We start from the raw sequence: 14433 nt of genomic DNA, 5'->3' as shown, positions 1-14433 counted from the left end.
ACAGCCGCCGCGGGCATCGCGGCAACGGTGTCCCGGCCGGATTTGCTCTACGAGAAGCGCGCTTCCGGATCGGGCACGTTGCCCTGCCTGGCGAGGAAATCGAGGTCGCAGCCTTCGTCCGCCTGCAGCACGTGCTCGATGTGCAGCAGGCCGAAGCCGCGCTCGTAGTGCGGCGGCGGCGCGACCCAGGCCTTGCGCCGCGCTTCGATCTCGGCCTCGTCCACCAGCAGGTCGAGCCGGCGGCCTTCGGTGTCGAGGCGCACTAGGTCGCCGTCGCGCACCAGCCCCAGCAACCCGCCCACGCGGCTTTCCGGGCAGACGTGCAGGACGCAGGTGCCGTAGCTGGTGCCGCTCATGCGCGCGTCGGAGATCCGCACCATGTCGCGCACGCCGGCCGCCAGCAGCTTCTTGGGGATCGGCAGCATGCCCCATTCCGGCATGCCGGGCGCGCCGGTCGGGCCGCTGTCCTGCAGCACCAGCACGCTGTCCGCGGTCACGGCGAGGTCGGGGTCGTCCACGCGCGCGAGCATGTCCTGGAAGTTGCGGAACACCACGGCCGGGCCGGTGTGCTGGAGCAGGCGCGGGTCGGCCGCGGCGCGCTTGAGCACCGCGCCGCGCGGCGCCAGGTTGCCGCGCAGCACCACCAGCCCGCCGGCCCCGTAGACCGGATTTTCCTCGGTGCGGATGACGTCGTCGTTGTAGACCTCGGCCTGCTCGATGTTCTCGCCCAGCGTGCGGCCGGTGACGGTCTGGCAGGACAGGTCGAGGTGCCCGGCGATGCGCTTGAGCAGCGCCAGCAGCCCGCCCGCGTAGAACAGGTCCTCCATCAGGTAGGTGCCGCTGGGCTGCAGGTTGCACAGCACCGGCACCGTCTCGCTGGCGCGCGAGAAATCGTCGAGCGACAGTTCGACGCCGAGGCGGCGCGCCATCGCCACGAGGTGGATGAGGGAGTTGGTCGAGCCCGACAGCGCCATGTCCGTGACCACGGCGTTCAGGAAGCTCTGGCGCGTGACGATGTCCTTCGGCCGCAGGTCTTCCCACACCATCTCGACGATGCGGCGCCCGGACATCGACGCCATCTGCGAATGCGTGGCGTCGACCGCGGGGATCGAGCTGGCGCCCGGCAGGGTCAGCCCCAGCGCGTCGGCCATGCTGGTCATGGTCGACGCGGTGCCCATCGTGTTGCAGGTGCCCGGCGAGCGCGCCGTGCCCTCGCCGACCTGCCGCCACGATTTTTCGTCGAGCTTGCCGGCGCGGTAGTCGGCCAGGGCCTGCCAGGTGCTGGAGCCGGTGCCCAGCATCTGCTGGCCGCGCCAGTGCCCGCGCAGCATCGCGCCGGCGGGCACGAAGATGGCCGGGATATTCATCGATGCGGCTGCCATCAGCAGCCCGGGCGTGGTCTTGTCGCAGCCGCCCAGCAGCACGGCGCCGTCGATCGGGTGCGAGCGCAGGATCTCTTCCGCGTCCATCGCCAGCAGGTTGCGGTAGATCAGCGTGCTGGGGCGCACGTAGGTCTCGCCCACGCTCAGCGTCGGCATCACCACCGGGAAGCCGCCGGCCTGCCAGACGCCGCGCTTGACCTCCTCGATGCGCTGCGGGAAATGCGTGTGGCAACTGTTGAGGTCCGACCACGTGCTGAGGATGCCGATGACCGGCTTGCCCTGGAAGTCCTCGCTGGTGTAGCCCATCTGCTTGGTGCGGTACGACTTGTGGTTGCCGGGCTGGCCGGCCGCGCCGAACCAGCGCTGGCTGCGCAGCTGGGACAGTTCAATTCGCTTTCTGCTCATGGGGAATGGCTCTCAGGCGGCGGTGATTTCCGCGAGCAGGGCTTCGCTGCGCCGCGCCAGGATCGACAGGTCGGAGCCCACCGCGACGAAGTCGTAGCCCTGCGCCAGCAGCTCGCGCGCCTGCGCGGGGTTGAAGTTGAGGATGCCCGGCGCCTTGCCGGCCGCGCGGATGTCGGCCAGGATGCGCGCGATCGCCGCCGTCACCTCGGGCGCGCCCGGCTGGCCGTACAGCCCCATGTTGGCGGCCAGGTCGTTGGGGCCGACGAACAGGCCGTCCACGCCGTCGACCGCGCCGATCTCGCGCACGGCCGCGGCGGCGGCCGGCGATTCGATCTGCACCACGATGCACTGCGCCTCGGCGTAGCGCTGGCCGTAGTCCTTGATGCGCGAAAAGCCGTTGGCGCGCATGTTGCCGCTCACGCCGCGGATGCCGTGCGGCGGGTAGCGCGTGGCGGCCACGGCCTGCCGCGCTTCCTCGGCGGACTGCACGAACGGCACCATGAACGAGCGGATGCCGGCGTCGAGCAGGCGCTTGAACACGACCGGCTCGTTGGCCGGGATGCGCACCACCAGTTCCGCCGTGCCGCCCTGCGCGGCGCGCAGGTGGTCGACGACCTGGGAGACGTCGACGCAGGCGTGCTCCATGTCGAGCAGCAGCCAGTCGTAGCCGGAGCCGGCCACCACCTCGGTGACGTGGGGGCTTTCGAGCGTGAGCCACAGGCCGGGCTGCTTGCGCCCCTCGCGCAAGCCTTCCTTGAAGCGGTTCGGTCGCAGGGTTTCAGGTGTTTTCATGTCAGTCGGCCTTGATGTTGGCGGCTTTGGCGAGATTTGCCCACTTGGGCGCTTCGGTGTGCACGAAGGCATTGAATGCCCTGGCGTCCATGCCCGCGGGCTCCAGCCCCTGGCCGCGCAGTTGCTGGATCACCTCGGGCTGCTGCAGCGCCTTGAGCACCGCGCGCGACACCGTGTTGACGATCGCGTCGGGCGTGCCCGCCGGCGCGAGGAAGCCCTGGAAGCCGGTGGCGTCGATGCCCGGCAGGCCGGCCTCGGTGAAGGTCGGCACGTTGGGCAGCGTGGCCAGCCGCTTGCTGCCGGTGACGGCCAGCGCGCGCAGGCGGCCGGTCTGGACGAACGACTGCACCACGGGCGGCGCGTCGACCATGAACTGGACCTGCCCGCCGAGCACGTCGTTGAGCGCGGGCACGCTGGCCTTGTACGGCACCATCAGCATGTCGACGCCGGCGCTGCGCTTGACCATCTCCATGGCGAAATGCTGCGACGAGCCGACGCCGGCCACGGCCGCGCTGATCTTGCCGCCACTCGACTTGCTGTAGGCAATGAATTCCTTCAGGTCGCGCGCGGGCACGCCAGGGTTGACCACGGCCACCAGCTCGTTGGTGGTGGCGCGGGCCACCGGCACGAAATCCTTCAGCGGATCATACGAAAGCTGCTTGTAGATGGCCGGGTAGATCACGATGACGCCGGTATTGGCCAGCAGCAGCGTGTAACCGTCCGCCGGCTGGCGGGCCGCGTAGGCGGCGCCGAGAATGCCGCCCGCGCCGGGCCGGTTGTCGATCACCACCGACACGCCCAGGTATTCGGACAGCTTCGATTGCAGGGTGCGGGCGATGAAGTCGATGTTGCCGCCGGGCGCGAACGGCACCACCAGCTTGACCGGCTTGTCGGGATACTGGGCCGCGGCCACGGTGGCCCACAGCATGGCCACGCAGGCCAATAAGCGCTTCATGAATGTCTCCGGATGGTTTTTATAGGTGAGCACGGAAAGTCTAGGTGTGCCCTCATAGATTGTCAATAATATAATCGATAATTCAACGGGACGACAGCCTGGCCTGCCCGGCGGGGTCGCGCCGGGGTGGGTAGCACATACCGCGGGGAAAAAGAAGGTCGTTGCGCAGCGGCCCGGCAAGGCCGGAGGCGGCGGTGCCCGATGCAGTTCCTGTGGCGGACCTTGGGCGAGCTTGTGGCGCTCTTGTGTCGCCCTATGCCGCTCTACACCACCCCACGCCGCCCCATGCCGCCTTATGTCGCCCTACGCCGCGTACCGGTGCACGAACTTGGTGTTCAGGTATTCCCGCACGCCGATCTCGCCGCCCTCGCGGCCAAAGCCGCTTTGCTTGATGCCACCGAACGGCGCTTCCGGCGTGGCCACCGCCGTGGTGTTCACGCCCACCATGCCGGACTCGAGCGCGTTCGCCACGCGGTCCGCGGCCTCGGCCGAGCGCGTGTACAGATAGGCCGCCAGCCCCGCCTCCAGCGCGTTCGCGCGCGCGATGGCCTCGTCGGCATCGTCGACGGGAACGATCGCCATCACCGGCGCGAACGGCTCCTCGTGGAGGATCTCGGCGTCGTCCGGCACGTCGGCCAGCACCGTGGGTTCGTAGAAATAGCCGCGGACCAGTTCGGGCGGACGCCGCCCGCCGCACAGCAGCCGCGCGCCGCGGGACAGCGCATCGCGCACCAGCCGCTCGGTGCGCACCCGCTGCCGCTCGGTGGCCAGCGGCCCCATGTCGACGTTCTCCTGCTGGCCGTTGCCGACGCGCAGGCGCCGGGCGCGGGCCACCACCGCGGCCTCGAAGGCCGCCATCACCGGACGCGCGACGAAGAAGCGGCCCGGCGACACGCACACCTGGCCGGCGTTGCGGAACTTGGCCTGCACCGCGGCCGCCGCCGCGCCCTCGACGTCGGCATCGTCGAGGACGATGAACGGCGCATGCCCGCCCAGTTCCATCGTCAGGCGCTTGACGGTATCCGCGCTCTGGCGGATCAGCAGCTGGCCGACGCGGGTCGAGCCGGTGAAACTGATCTTGCGCACCGCCGGCGCGGCCATCAGCGGCGCGACCACGTCGTCGGGCGTGCCGATCAGCAGGTTGACCGCGCCCGCGGGCACGCCCGCGTCGTGGCAGCACCGCACCAGCGCGGCCACGCTGCCCGGCGCTTCCTCGGCCGGCCGCACGATGACCGCGCAGCCGGCCGCCAGCGCCATCGCCAGCTTGCGCGCGGCCAGGTTGACCGGGAAATTCCACGCCGTCAGCGCCAGCACGACACCCACCGGCTCGTAGCGCACCTCCAGCCGGCTGGCCGCCGTGCGCCCGCCCAGCACCAGGCCGTAGAGGCGCCGGGCCTCGTCGGCGCACCACTCGAAATGCTCGGCGGAGACCGCCACCTCGGCGCGCGCCTCGGCCAGCGTCTTGCCGACTTCCAGCGTCAGCAGGCGCGCCAGTTCCTCCTGGCGCTCGCGCATCAGGCGGCCGACCTCCCGCAGCACGTCGGAGCGCGCCCACGGCGCCGTCCCGCTCCAGCGCTCCAGGCCGCGCTGCGCGGCCCGCAGCGCGGCGCCGACCTCCGCCTCGCCGGCGCCGGCCACGGTGCCGAGCAGCGTCTCGGTGGCGGGATCGATGACCGGAATGGCGGGGGCATCGGCAGCCGCGGCCAGGACCTCGGCCCCGTCGATGAAGTGTGTGGGTGTCTTGTACATGATGCCTCTCTGTGGATCGTTGGGACGGGGATGCGCCGCGGCAGGCTCATGCCTGGCAAGACATCCGGTCGGGTCTGGCGGGGTGCAGAGGACGCGGGGCGTCCGTGCCGCGATTCTGGGACGCCCCGACCAGATTGTCAATAATCGTATTGATATTAATATGGAGGCAGTCGCCGCGCCGCATTGACCGCCCGCCGCGGCCCCGCGTAACCTCTCTCCGGGGCGCATGTAGAATTGCCGCGATCCACGTCCCTGCGGGAAGGCGTGCGACGCGGCGCGCGGCGCCGCGCCCTGTCCCGTCTTACTTACGATCCATTCATGTCCGTCGCGCAAAACCGCCATATCGAATCCGCCAGCAAACCCTTCGACGTTCCCGCCGCCGTGTGCGAACTGGAAGAGGACATCGTGCTCGGCCGGCTGCATCCGCGCGAACGGCTGATCGAAGACGACCTGATGCGCCGCTTCGACCTCAAGCGGCACGCCGCGCGCGAGACGCTCTCCGAGCTGGCCCGCCTCGGGCTGGTCGAGCGCCGCAAGAACATCGGCTGCGAGGTGCGCGCGTTCAGCGCGCGCGAAGTGGCCGAGCTGTACCAGTTGCGCGAGCTGCTCGAGAGCGAGGCCGCGCGCATCCTGCCCTGCCCGCTGCCCGAGGAAGGCCTGCAGCGCCTCATCGAGATCCAGCGCGAGCACGATGCCGCCGTCGCCGCGAACGACCCGCGCGCGGTGTTCCGCAGCAACCAGCGCTTTCACGAGACGCTGTTCGGCTTCTGCGAGAACGCCACGCTGCAGCGCGCGATCCAGGAATACGCGCGCCAGACGCACCCGATCCGCTTCAGCTCGCTGGTCGACCCGGCCTACCGCGCGCGCGCGCGCGACGAGCACTGGGCCATCATCGACGCCCTGCGCGAAGGGCGCCGCGACGACCTCGTCACGTTGTGCCGCAATCACCTCGCGCCGTCGCGCGACGCCTACCTTGCGCTGAACCGGCATCTGTTCGCCGGCGCCTGAAACCGCGCGGCGCCACGCGCCCCTGACACCACGCCGGTCACACGCGCCGGCCACGCCGGCTGGCCGCGCCAGCCCTCACCCTCTTCCGCTCCCCGGCGATCTCCGCTCGACAAGCCCCGGCGTTCGTGCCAGAATCCGTCAATAGTATTATTGATAATTACCCGGAGAGCGTTCACCATGCCTCAGACTCCCAAGGACGGCACCACCGTCGTCCTGCCGCGCGGCCTTCGCAAGGGCCTCACCAACTACGGTGACACCGGCTTCTCCCTGTTCCTGCGCAAGGCGTTCATCAAGGGCGCCGGCTACACCGACGAGGCGCTCGACCGCACCATCGTCGGCGTGGTCAACACCGGCAGTGGCTACAACCCGTGCCACGGCAACGCGCCGCAACTGATCGAGGCGGTCAAGCGCGGCGTGATGATGGCCGGCGGGCTGGCGATCGACTTCCCCACCATCTCGATCGCCGAGAGCTTTTCCGCGCCCACCAGCATGTACCTGCGCAACCTCATGTCGATGGACACCGAGGAAATGATCCGCGCGCAGCCGATGGACGCGGTGGTGCTGATCGGCGGCTGCGACAAGACCGTGCCGGCGCAGCTGATGGGCGCGGCCTCGGCCAACATCCCGATGGTGCAGCTCATCACCGGCTCGATGCTGACCGGCGGCCATCGTGGCGAGCGCGTGGGCGCGTGCACCGACTGCCGCCGCTACTGGGGGCGCTTCCGCGCCCAGGAGATCGACGAGCAGGAGATCACCGAGGTCAACGGCAAGCTGGTGGCCAGCGTCGGCACCTGCTCGGTGATGGGCACGGCCAGCACGATGGCGTGCCTGGGCGAGGCGCTCGGCATCGTCATGCCGGGCGGCGCCTCGCCGCCGGCCGTCACCTCCGACCGCATCCGCATCGCCGAGCTCAGCGGCAGGCAGGCCGTCGAGATCACGCGCACGGGCCTCACGCCGGACCGCATCCTCACCGCCAAGGCGTTCGAGAACGCCCTGCGCGTGCTGCTCGCCATCGGCGGCTCGACCAACGGCATCATCCACCTGACCGCCATCGCCGGCCGCATGGGCTTCGAGGTGGACCTCGACGCCTTCGACCGCATGAGCCGCGAGACGCCGGTGCTGGTCGACCTCAAGCCGTCCGGCCAGCACTACATGGAAGACCTGCATTTCGCCGGCGGCATGCCCGCGGTGCTGCGCGAGCTGCGCCCGCTGCTGCATCTCGACGCGCTGACCGTCACCGGCCGCACGCTCGGCGAGGAGATCGATGCGTTCCGGCCGTTCCCGCAGACCGTGGTGCGGCCCATCGCCGACCCGATCTACCCGGCCGGCGGCATCGCCTTCCTGCGCGGCAACCTCGCGCCCGGCGGCGCCATCATCAAGCAGTCCGCCGCCAACCCGGAACTGATGGAGCACGAAGGCCGCGCCGTGGTGTTCGAGGATTCGGCGGATCTCGCCAGCCGCATCGACGACCCCGAGCTCGACGTCCACGCCGACGACATCCTGGTGCTCAAGCACATCGGCCCAGCCGGCGCGCCGGGCATGCCCGAGGCCGGCTACCTGCCCATTCCCAAGAAGCTGGCCAGCACCGGCGTCAAGGACATGGTGCGCATCTCCGACGGCCGCATGAGCGGCACCGCGGCCGGCACCATCGTGCTGCACGTCACGCCCGAGGCGGCGCTGGGCGGGCCGCTCGCGCTGGTGCGCAGCGGCGACCGCATCCGCCTGAGCGTATCGGCGCGCAGCATCGCGCTGCTGGTATCGGACGCAGAACTCGCGCGCCGCCGCGAGGCGCTGACGCAGCAGCCCGCGCCGGCGGCGCCGGCGGCCCCCCTGCGCGGCTACCGCAAGCTGTTCCTCGAGCAGATCACGCAGGCCGACAAAGGCTGCGATTTCGCGTTCCTGCGCGCCACCGAGATGGTCGGCCGCGTGCCGGGCCATGCGGCGGATGCAGCGGATGCGGCGGATGCAGCGGACCAGGAATGACCCGGGCCAGGCACAAATGAACAAGGCCGCGCCCAGGGCGCGGCCAGTCATGCCAGGTGCGGCGACACAACCCGCGCGCCGCGCCGCGCGCGGCAGCGCTTGCCCGCCGGGCCGGCGCTACCGCAATGCCAGACGCAGCGGCGCCTGCCAGGCCTCCGCTTCCAGCAACGGCGACAGATGTCCGTAGCGCCCGTGCACGGTGGTGCGCACGACGGAGGCCGGATAGTCCGCGCGGGCCGCCGCTGCCGCGGCATCGTCGTCGGGAGGAAACAATACGTCGGAGGTACAGCGCAGCCAGTGGACCGGCATGGGCGCGGCCGCCAGCGCCACGCTCGCATCGAAGCGGCGGGCGGCATCGCGCAGGGCCGCCAGCGACCACGGCGAAAAGCGCGCGGCCCAGGCTTCGGCCTCGCCCCGCAAGCGGGCTTCCACGGCGTTCATGTCATGCGGCTGACGGTCGGCGAGCCACGCGGCGTAGCCGTAGCGCTGCAAGGTCGCGCGCCGCATGGCGACCCAGGCTTCGCGCGCGGCCGGCACGCCCGCGTCGAGCGCGGCGGCGAGCTGGCGCAGCTGGGTCACATCCTGCGCGGTGCCGTTGCCGCGCGGCGCCGAGGCCAGCACCACCACCCGCGCCGCCGGCACGGGTCCGGCCACCGCCCACTGGAACGCCTGGTATCCGCCATAGGAAAAACCGAGCACGGCATCCAGGCGCGCCACGCCGAGCGAGCGCAGCCACAGCCCCTGCAGGCGCACCGTGTCCGCGATGGAAACCGGCGGGAAATCCGCGGCAGATGTGGCAGATGTAGCAGACGCGGCAGGAGAATCGGCCGGGCCGCTGCTGCCGAAGCAGGAGCCCAGCGCGTTGGGCACCAGCACGCAGGTCTGCCGCGTGTCGAGAAGCGCGTCCGGCCCCAGCCAGGCGCTGGCCCAGCCGGCATCGGGATGGGCCGGTCCGCTGGCGGGCGGCAGCGCGTGATGGCTGCCTGAAATGCCGTGCAGCAGCAGCACCACCGAACGCGCGTGCGCGGGCTCCGGCCCGTAGCGCGACCACGCCAGGCGCACCGGCGAGAGCGCGCCGCCGCCGTCCAGCGGCAGGCTGTCGAACGTGGCAATACCCGCCGCGCTGGCGACGGATGACATCGGGAATGGCGTCTGGCTGGTGGACTCGCTCATGGACATGGGAGATTCATGAACATGGGAGCTGCCAGGGCGGCCGCCCGCCCATCGCGGTGATGCGACAGATGGCGTGGCGCATGGCGGCGGGCAGTTCCCGCGTGGTGGTCTTGTGCATCACGCGGCGATTGTCCCACAGCATGACATCGCCCGCCGGCCGCCCGATGGTTCAGTTGATGCGGTACCGCTTGACCATGTCCCAGTCCAGCTCGATGCCGAAGCCCGGGCCTTGCGGGATCGCCATGATGCCGTCCTTGATGTGCGGCGGGTTGGCCCACATGCCGGGGAAGATCGGATCGCGGTCCGGGTCCGGGAAGCACTCCACGCAGATGCCGTGCGGCAGCGCGCCGAGCATGTGCGAGGCGATCTGCGGCTCCTCGTGGTGCGCCATGCGCACGCCGGCCAGCGCGCAGGCCGCCGCCGCGCGGCGCCATTCGGTGATGCCGCCGCCCTCCGAGGCGTCGAAGTTGACGATGTCCACCGCGCCGGCGTCGAGCAGGCGGCGCACGCCCGCCGCGCTGACCTCGCTCTGGCCCGCGTTGATGGGGATCGAGGTGGCGCGCCGCACCTCGGCCATGCCGCGCACGTCGTCGTGCCAGTGGCACGGCTCCTCGAACCACGCGATGTCGTAGCGCTCGACGAGGCGGGCGAAGCGCGTGGCTTCCTCCACGCTCCAGCCGCGGTTGGCGTCCACCGCCAGCAGGAAGTCGTCGCCGCCGCCTTCGCGCGCGTACTTCACGCGCTCGGCGTCCACCTCGGGCGTCGCGCCGCCCACCTTGACCTTGCAGCCGGCCATGCCCACCGAGCGCAGCCACGCCATCTCGCCGGCGAGGTCGGCCGGCGTCTTGCCGGGCAGGTAATAGCCGGCGATGGCGATGATGGGCAGTTCCTGGCGGTAGCCGCCCATCAGCCGGCACACATTGATGCCGAGCGCCTTGCCGGCCAGGTCCCACACCGCCGAATCGACGCAGGCGATGGCGTTCATCACCAGCGGCCGGTCGGCCGCGCGGATGGTCAGGCGGAACAGCTTTTCCCAGATGCGCTCGCTGGCATGCACCGATTCGCCGATCAGCAGCGGCGCCATGTCCTGCTCGATCATGCGCGCGATCTCGGGGCCGTGCTCGCGCGGGTCGCCGTTGTAGACCTCGCTCACCAGCCCGGAACTGGTGTGGATGCGGGTGATCACCGTGGCGCGGCTGTCGACCTTGTACGAGCTGCCGGAAAACACCTTGTTGAGCGGGATACGGACGGCGATGGCCTCTACGCGTTCGATCTTCATTGTTGGAATTCCTTTGATCCTGGCTATGTTTTCGTATGAAGGAATGTCGGAGCGGCAAGGCTCAGTCGATCGTCGCGCCCGAGCGCTTGACGATGGCCGACCACTTGACGCTCTCGGACTGGATGTAGGCGCCCAGCGCCTCGGGCGTGGAGCCCACCGGCACGATGCCGTCGAACATGAAGCGCTTGCGCAGGTCCGAGCTCTTGATCAGCTCGGCGATCTCCGCGCTGAGCTTGTCGATGATGGGCCGCGGCGTGCCGCGCGGCGCCAGCAGCGCGTACCACACGTTGGACTCGTAGCCGGGCACGCCGGCCTCGGCGATGGTCGGCACGTCGGGCATGGAGGCCGCGCGCTGCGCGGTGGACACGGCCAGCACGCGCAGCTTGCCGGCCTTGATCTGCTGCGACGCCACGCCGTAGCTGGCGAACATCGCACTGACCTCCCCGGCCAGCAGCGCCGGCATGGCCGGCCCCGTGCCCTTGTACGGCACGTGCACGAGGTTGAGCCCGGCCATCGACTTGAGCAACTCCATCGACAGGTGCGGCCCGCTGCCGTTGCCGGACGAGCCATAGGTGTACTTGCCCGGGTTCGCCTTGACCAGCTTGATGAACTCGGCCAGGGTCTTGGCCGGCACGGAGGGATTGACCACCAGGAAATACGGCGCCGAGGCCAGCAGCGAGACCGGCTCGAAATCCTTGACCGGGTCATACGACAGGTGGCGGTACAGGCTCGGGTTGACGGCAAGCTGCGAGGTCAGCGCCAGCGCCAGCGTATAGCCGTCCGGATCGGACTTGGCCACCAGGTCCATGCCGATGTTGCCGTTGGCGCCGCCGCGATTGTCGACGATGATGCGCTGGCCCATGTGTTCCGACATGTACATCGTCAGCGGGCGCGCCACGGTGTCGCCGCCGCCGCCCACCGGATAGGGCACCACCAGCCGCACGGGGTGGTTCGGGTAGCCGTCGGCCTGCGCGGGGGCCGCCAGCGCGGCGCCCGTGCACAGCAGCGCCAGCGCGGCCATGCGTCTCGATATCCTGGCAATCCGGTTCATGGTTGTGTCTCCTGTCTGTGTGACGTGTGTTTGTTATGTGTCGTCTGGATGCGGCGCGCGCCGTCAGTCGAGCCAGCCGCTGGCCCGGGTCTCGGCCAGGAAGCGCTCGACGATGCGCGGCGCCTGGCCGACGTAGGTGGCGGGATCGAGCAGCGCCTTGAGCGCGGCCGGCTCGAGCGCGGCGCGGATCGCCGGGTCGCGCGACAGCGCCTGCTCGAAGGTGATGCCGCCCTCCATGCCCTGCATGGCGGCGGCGTAGACCAGCTCGTGCGCGCTCTGCTTGCCGACCTTGTCGGCCAGCGCGAACATCACGCGCTCCGACATCAGGAAGCCGCCCAGCAGGTCGAGGTTGGCGCGCATGCGCGCGGCGTTCACGGTAAGGCCGGACAGCGCGTACTGCATCATCTGCAGCATCGCCGCGGCCATCATGCAGGCCTCCGGCACCGCCTTCCACTCCATGCGCACCGCGGCCACGTCGCGCTCGTGCTCGGCCATCTGCGCGTCGTGCATCATCGCCACGCTGTAGCGGATCGCGCGGCTGAGCGTGACCACGGTTTCCACCACGGCCGGGTTGCGCTTGTGCGGCATGGTGGAGGAACCGACCTTGCCCTCGCTGAACGGCTCGGCCAGCTCGCCGGTCTCGTCGCCCTCCAGGTTCATGATCTCGTTGGCGATCTTGCCCAGCGAGGCGCCGATCAGGCCGAGCACGCTCACGTACTCGCCCAGGCGGTCGCGCGCCGGCTGCCAGCTGATCGGCGCCACGCCCAGCCCGAGGCGCGCCATCAGGCGCGCCTCCAGCGCACCGGCCTGCTCGCCGAACGACGCCTGCGTGCCCACCGCGCCCACCATCTGGCCGACGAAGGTGCGCGGCTCCAGCGCGCGCATGCGCTCGTGGTGGCGGCCCAGCTCCGACAGCCAGATCGCGCACTTGTGGCCAAAGGTGATCGGCAGGGCCTGCACGCCGTGCGTGCGCCCGGCCATCGGCGTGTGCTTGTGCTCGTCGGCCAGCCGGTACAGCTCGCGCGACACCGCGGTCAGGTCCCGCATCAGGATGGCGTGGGCCTGCCGCACCTGGAGCATCATGCCGGTGTCGTAGACGTCCTGCGAGGTCGGGCCGAAATGCACGAACTCGCCCAGCCCGCCCGCGCACTGGCGCTGCAGCGCGCGCACCGCCGGCACCAGCGGGTGCTTCACGCGGCGCGTCTCGGCGGCCAGCGCGGGCAGGTCGATGTCCGCCACGCGCGCCTTCGCGCCGATCTCGGCGGCCGCGGCCGCGGGAATCATGCCGAGCTCCGCCTGCGCGGCCGCCAGCGCGGCCTCGAAGTCGAACCACTTCTGCACACGGTTCTCTTCCGAGAACACCGCGCGCATTTCATCGGTACTCCACATGTGCTGCTGGAGCGGCTGGTCGAACACGCTGCTTGTCATGGCGGGAAGCCTTTGTCTCCTCGATCGGTGGGGCCATTCTGGGCTTCGGGCTTCTTTCTGTAAAATGACATGTTCGTAGACAATCATTACCGGAATGGCATGATATGACCCTCCAGCAATTGCGCTGCCTGCAGGCGGTCATCGCCAGCCAGCTCAGCATCTCGCGCGCCGCGGATGCGCTGCACACCACCCAGCCGGCGGTCAGCAAGCTGATCCGCTCGCTCGAAAACGAGATCGGCGTGGAACTGTTCGTGCGCCGCGGCAACCGGCTGGTCGGCCTGACCGACGCGGGCCAGGAAGCGCAGGCGCTGTCGCGCCGCGTGCTCAACGACACGCGCGCGCTCGCGGGCCTGGCCGGCGCGGGGCAGGCCGGCGGCAGCGGCACGCTGCGCGTGGGCACCACCCACATCCACGCGCGCTACGGCCTGCCGGACGTGATCCGCCGCTTCAGCAAGGCCCATCCGGCGGTCAACCTCGAACTGCTGCAGGGCCATCCCGCGCAGATCGTGCAGTGGGTCAGCGACAACGCGGTGGACCTCGGCATCTCCACGCTGCCGGACAACACGCCCGAAGGCATCGTCGCGCTGCCGGCCTATCCCATTCCGCGCTGCCTGATCGTGCCGCGCCGCCATCCGCTGCTCAAGCTCGCGCGCGTGAGCGTGGAGGACATCGCGCGCTATCCGCTCGTGACCTACGACGAGCACTTCAATTCGGGATGGATGGTCACGCGCGAGTTCCAGCGCCGCGGCCTGTCGCCGCGCGTGGTGGTGCGCGCCACCGACGCCAACGTGATCAAGGCCTACGTGGCCGCCGGCCTCGGCGTGGCGGTGGTGCAGCAGATGGCGGTGGAGCCGCGGCGCGACACCGACCTCGCCGTGATCGACACCGGCGAGCTGTTCCCGCCGTCGATGGCCTCGGTCAGCCTGCGAGAGGACCAGTACGTGCGCGGCTACATGCAGGACTTCATCGACATGATCGCGGCGGGCGGGCGCCGCTGAAACCGCGGCCATTCCCGGCACGCCCTCCCGCATTTCCCCTTCCCGCATTTCCCCTTCCCACCTCTCCCCTTCCCGCCTCGCGCCGGCATCGCAGATGAAATACCACTCGTATGTGGGGATTTCTGGTGCATGTGCTTTTTACACGAATACCCTAAAACTAGAATCTGTTTGAAATACGATTTTTTGCAGACAAAATCATCTGGTCATTAGCAGGATTCCGCCTTGCATTT

At 70.0% G+C, this 14433-nt stretch carries 11 protein-coding genes; 3 read left to right on the top strand and 8 right to left on the bottom strand.

Annotated features, from left to right (window positions below; translation table 11 throughout):
• Positions 1–47: 47 nt before the first annotated feature.
• From araD to KF708C_RS26535, 4 genes are all read right to left on the bottom strand, one after another.
• Positions 48–1787, bottom strand: coding sequence for an L-arabinonate dehydratase (gene araD, locus KF708C_RS26550; protein WP_020201487.1), 1740 nt, complete (start codon positions 1785–1787; stop codon positions 48–50).
• Positions 1788–1799: 12 nt separating this feature from the next.
• Complete coding sequence (locus KF708C_RS26545; protein ID WP_029043283.1) at positions 1800–2579, bottom strand: HpcH/HpaI aldolase family protein; 780 nt, start codon at positions 2577–2579, stop codon at positions 1800–1802.
• Between the two features lies 1 nt (position 2580).
• Positions 2581–3534 carry a Bug family tripartite tricarboxylate transporter substrate binding protein gene (locus KF708C_RS26540; RefSeq protein ID WP_063923065.1) on the bottom strand — a complete coding sequence of 318 codons (954 nt, stop codon included), beginning with the start codon at positions 3532–3534 and terminating at the stop codon, positions 2581–2583.
• Between the two features lie 303 nt (positions 3535–3837).
• On the bottom strand, positions 3838–5283 hold the full coding sequence (locus KF708C_RS26535) for an NAD-dependent succinate-semialdehyde dehydrogenase (RefSeq protein WP_059414021.1): 1446 nt from the start codon (positions 5281–5283) through the stop codon (positions 3838–3840).
• A 318-nt stretch (positions 5284–5601) separates the two neighbouring features.
• Here KF708C_RS26535 and KF708C_RS26530 point away from each other — a divergent pair, with 318 nt between their 5' ends.
• Together KF708C_RS26530 and KF708C_RS26525 are read left to right on the top strand one after the other, a co-directional pair.
• Positions 5602–6291, top strand: coding sequence for a GntR family transcriptional regulator (locus KF708C_RS26530; protein ID WP_059414019.1), 690 nt, complete (start codon positions 5602–5604; stop codon positions 6289–6291).
• 177 nt (positions 6292–6468) lie between these two features.
• Positions 6469–8274 carry an IlvD/Edd family dehydratase gene (locus KF708C_RS26525; RefSeq protein ID WP_059414017.1) on the top strand — a complete coding sequence of 602 codons (1806 nt, stop codon included), beginning with the start codon at positions 6469–6471 and terminating at the stop codon, positions 8272–8274.
• A 117-nt stretch (positions 8275–8391) separates the two neighbouring features.
• Here KF708C_RS26525 and KF708C_RS26520 read toward each other — a convergent pair whose 3' ends face one another.
• The 4 genes from KF708C_RS26520 to purB all read right to left on the bottom strand — a co-directional run bounded on the left by KF708C_RS26520 (position 8392) and on the right by purB (position 13205).
• Positions 8392–9453, bottom strand: coding sequence for an alpha/beta fold hydrolase (locus tag KF708C_RS26520; protein WP_059414016.1), 1062 nt, complete (start codon positions 9451–9453; stop codon positions 8392–8394).
• Between the two features lie 163 nt (positions 9454–9616).
• A complete protein-coding gene (locus KF708C_RS26515) occupies positions 9617–10726 on the bottom strand; it encodes a mandelate racemase/muconate lactonizing enzyme family protein (protein ID WP_020201494.1) in 1110 nt (369 codons plus the stop codon).
• Positions 10727–10787: 61 nt separating this feature from the next.
• A complete protein-coding gene (locus KF708C_RS26510) occupies positions 10788–11777 on the bottom strand; it encodes a Bug family tripartite tricarboxylate transporter substrate binding protein (RefSeq protein ID WP_029043284.1) in 990 nt (329 codons plus the stop codon).
• Between the two features lie 63 nt (positions 11778–11840).
• Entirely contained in the window at positions 11841–13205 is a 1365-nt protein-coding gene (gene purB / locus KF708C_RS26505) for an adenylosuccinate lyase (RefSeq protein ID WP_059414014.1), read from the bottom strand.
• A 104-nt stretch (positions 13206–13309) separates the two neighbouring features.
• Here purB and KF708C_RS26500 point away from each other — a divergent pair, with 104 nt between their 5' ends.
• Positions 13310–14203, top strand: a complete 894-nt coding sequence (locus KF708C_RS26500; protein ID WP_020201497.1) for a LysR substrate-binding domain-containing protein — start codon at positions 13310–13312, stop codon at positions 14201–14203.
• The last annotated feature ends 230 nt before the right edge of the window (positions 14204–14433 follow it).

Origin of the sequence: Cupriavidus basilensis (assembly GCF_000876015.1) — a bacterium.
GTDB classification, from domain to species: Bacteria; Pseudomonadota; Gammaproteobacteria; order Burkholderiales; family Burkholderiaceae; genus Cupriavidus; species Cupriavidus basilensis_B.
This window is presented reverse-complemented; position numbering and strand designations above follow the sequence as displayed.

Coding starts and splice junctions, on each gene's coding strand:
- KF708C_RS26520 (WP_059414016.1), bottom strand. CDS start 9,453: ATGTCCATGAGCGAGTCCACCAGCCAGACGCCATTCCCGATGTCATCC.
- KF708C_RS26545 (WP_029043283.1), bottom strand. CDS start 2,579: ATGAAAACACCTGAAACCCTGCGACCGAACCGCTTCAAGGAAGGCTTG.
- KF708C_RS26530 (WP_059414019.1), top strand. CDS start 5,602: ATGTCCGTCGCGCAAAACCGCCATATCGAATCCGCCAGCAAACCCTTC.
- KF708C_RS26535 (WP_059414021.1), bottom strand. CDS start 5,283: ATGTACAAGACACCCACACACTTCATCGACGGGGCCGAGGTCCTGGCC.
- KF708C_RS26540 (WP_063923065.1), bottom strand. CDS start 3,534: ATGAAGCGCTTATTGGCCTGCGTGGCCATGCTGTGGGCCACCGTGGCC.
- KF708C_RS26515 (WP_020201494.1), bottom strand. CDS start 10,726: ATGAAGATCGAACGCGTAGAGGCCATCGCCGTCCGTATCCCGCTCAAC.
- KF708C_RS26500 (WP_020201497.1), top strand. CDS start 13,310: ATGACCCTCCAGCAATTGCGCTGCCTGCAGGCGGTCATCGCCAGCCAG.
- KF708C_RS26510 (WP_029043284.1), bottom strand. CDS start 11,777: ATGAACCGGATTGCCAGGATATCGAGACGCATGGCCGCGCTGGCGCTG.
- purB (WP_059414014.1), bottom strand. CDS start 13,205: ATGACAAGCAGCGTGTTCGACCAGCCGCTCCAGCAGCACATGTGGAGT.
- araD (WP_020201487.1), bottom strand. CDS start 1,787: ATGAGCAGAAAGCGAATTGAACTGTCCCAGCTGCGCAGCCAGCGCTGG.
- KF708C_RS26525 (WP_059414017.1), top strand. CDS start 6,469: ATGCCTCAGACTCCCAAGGACGGCACCACCGTCGTCCTGCCGCGCGGC.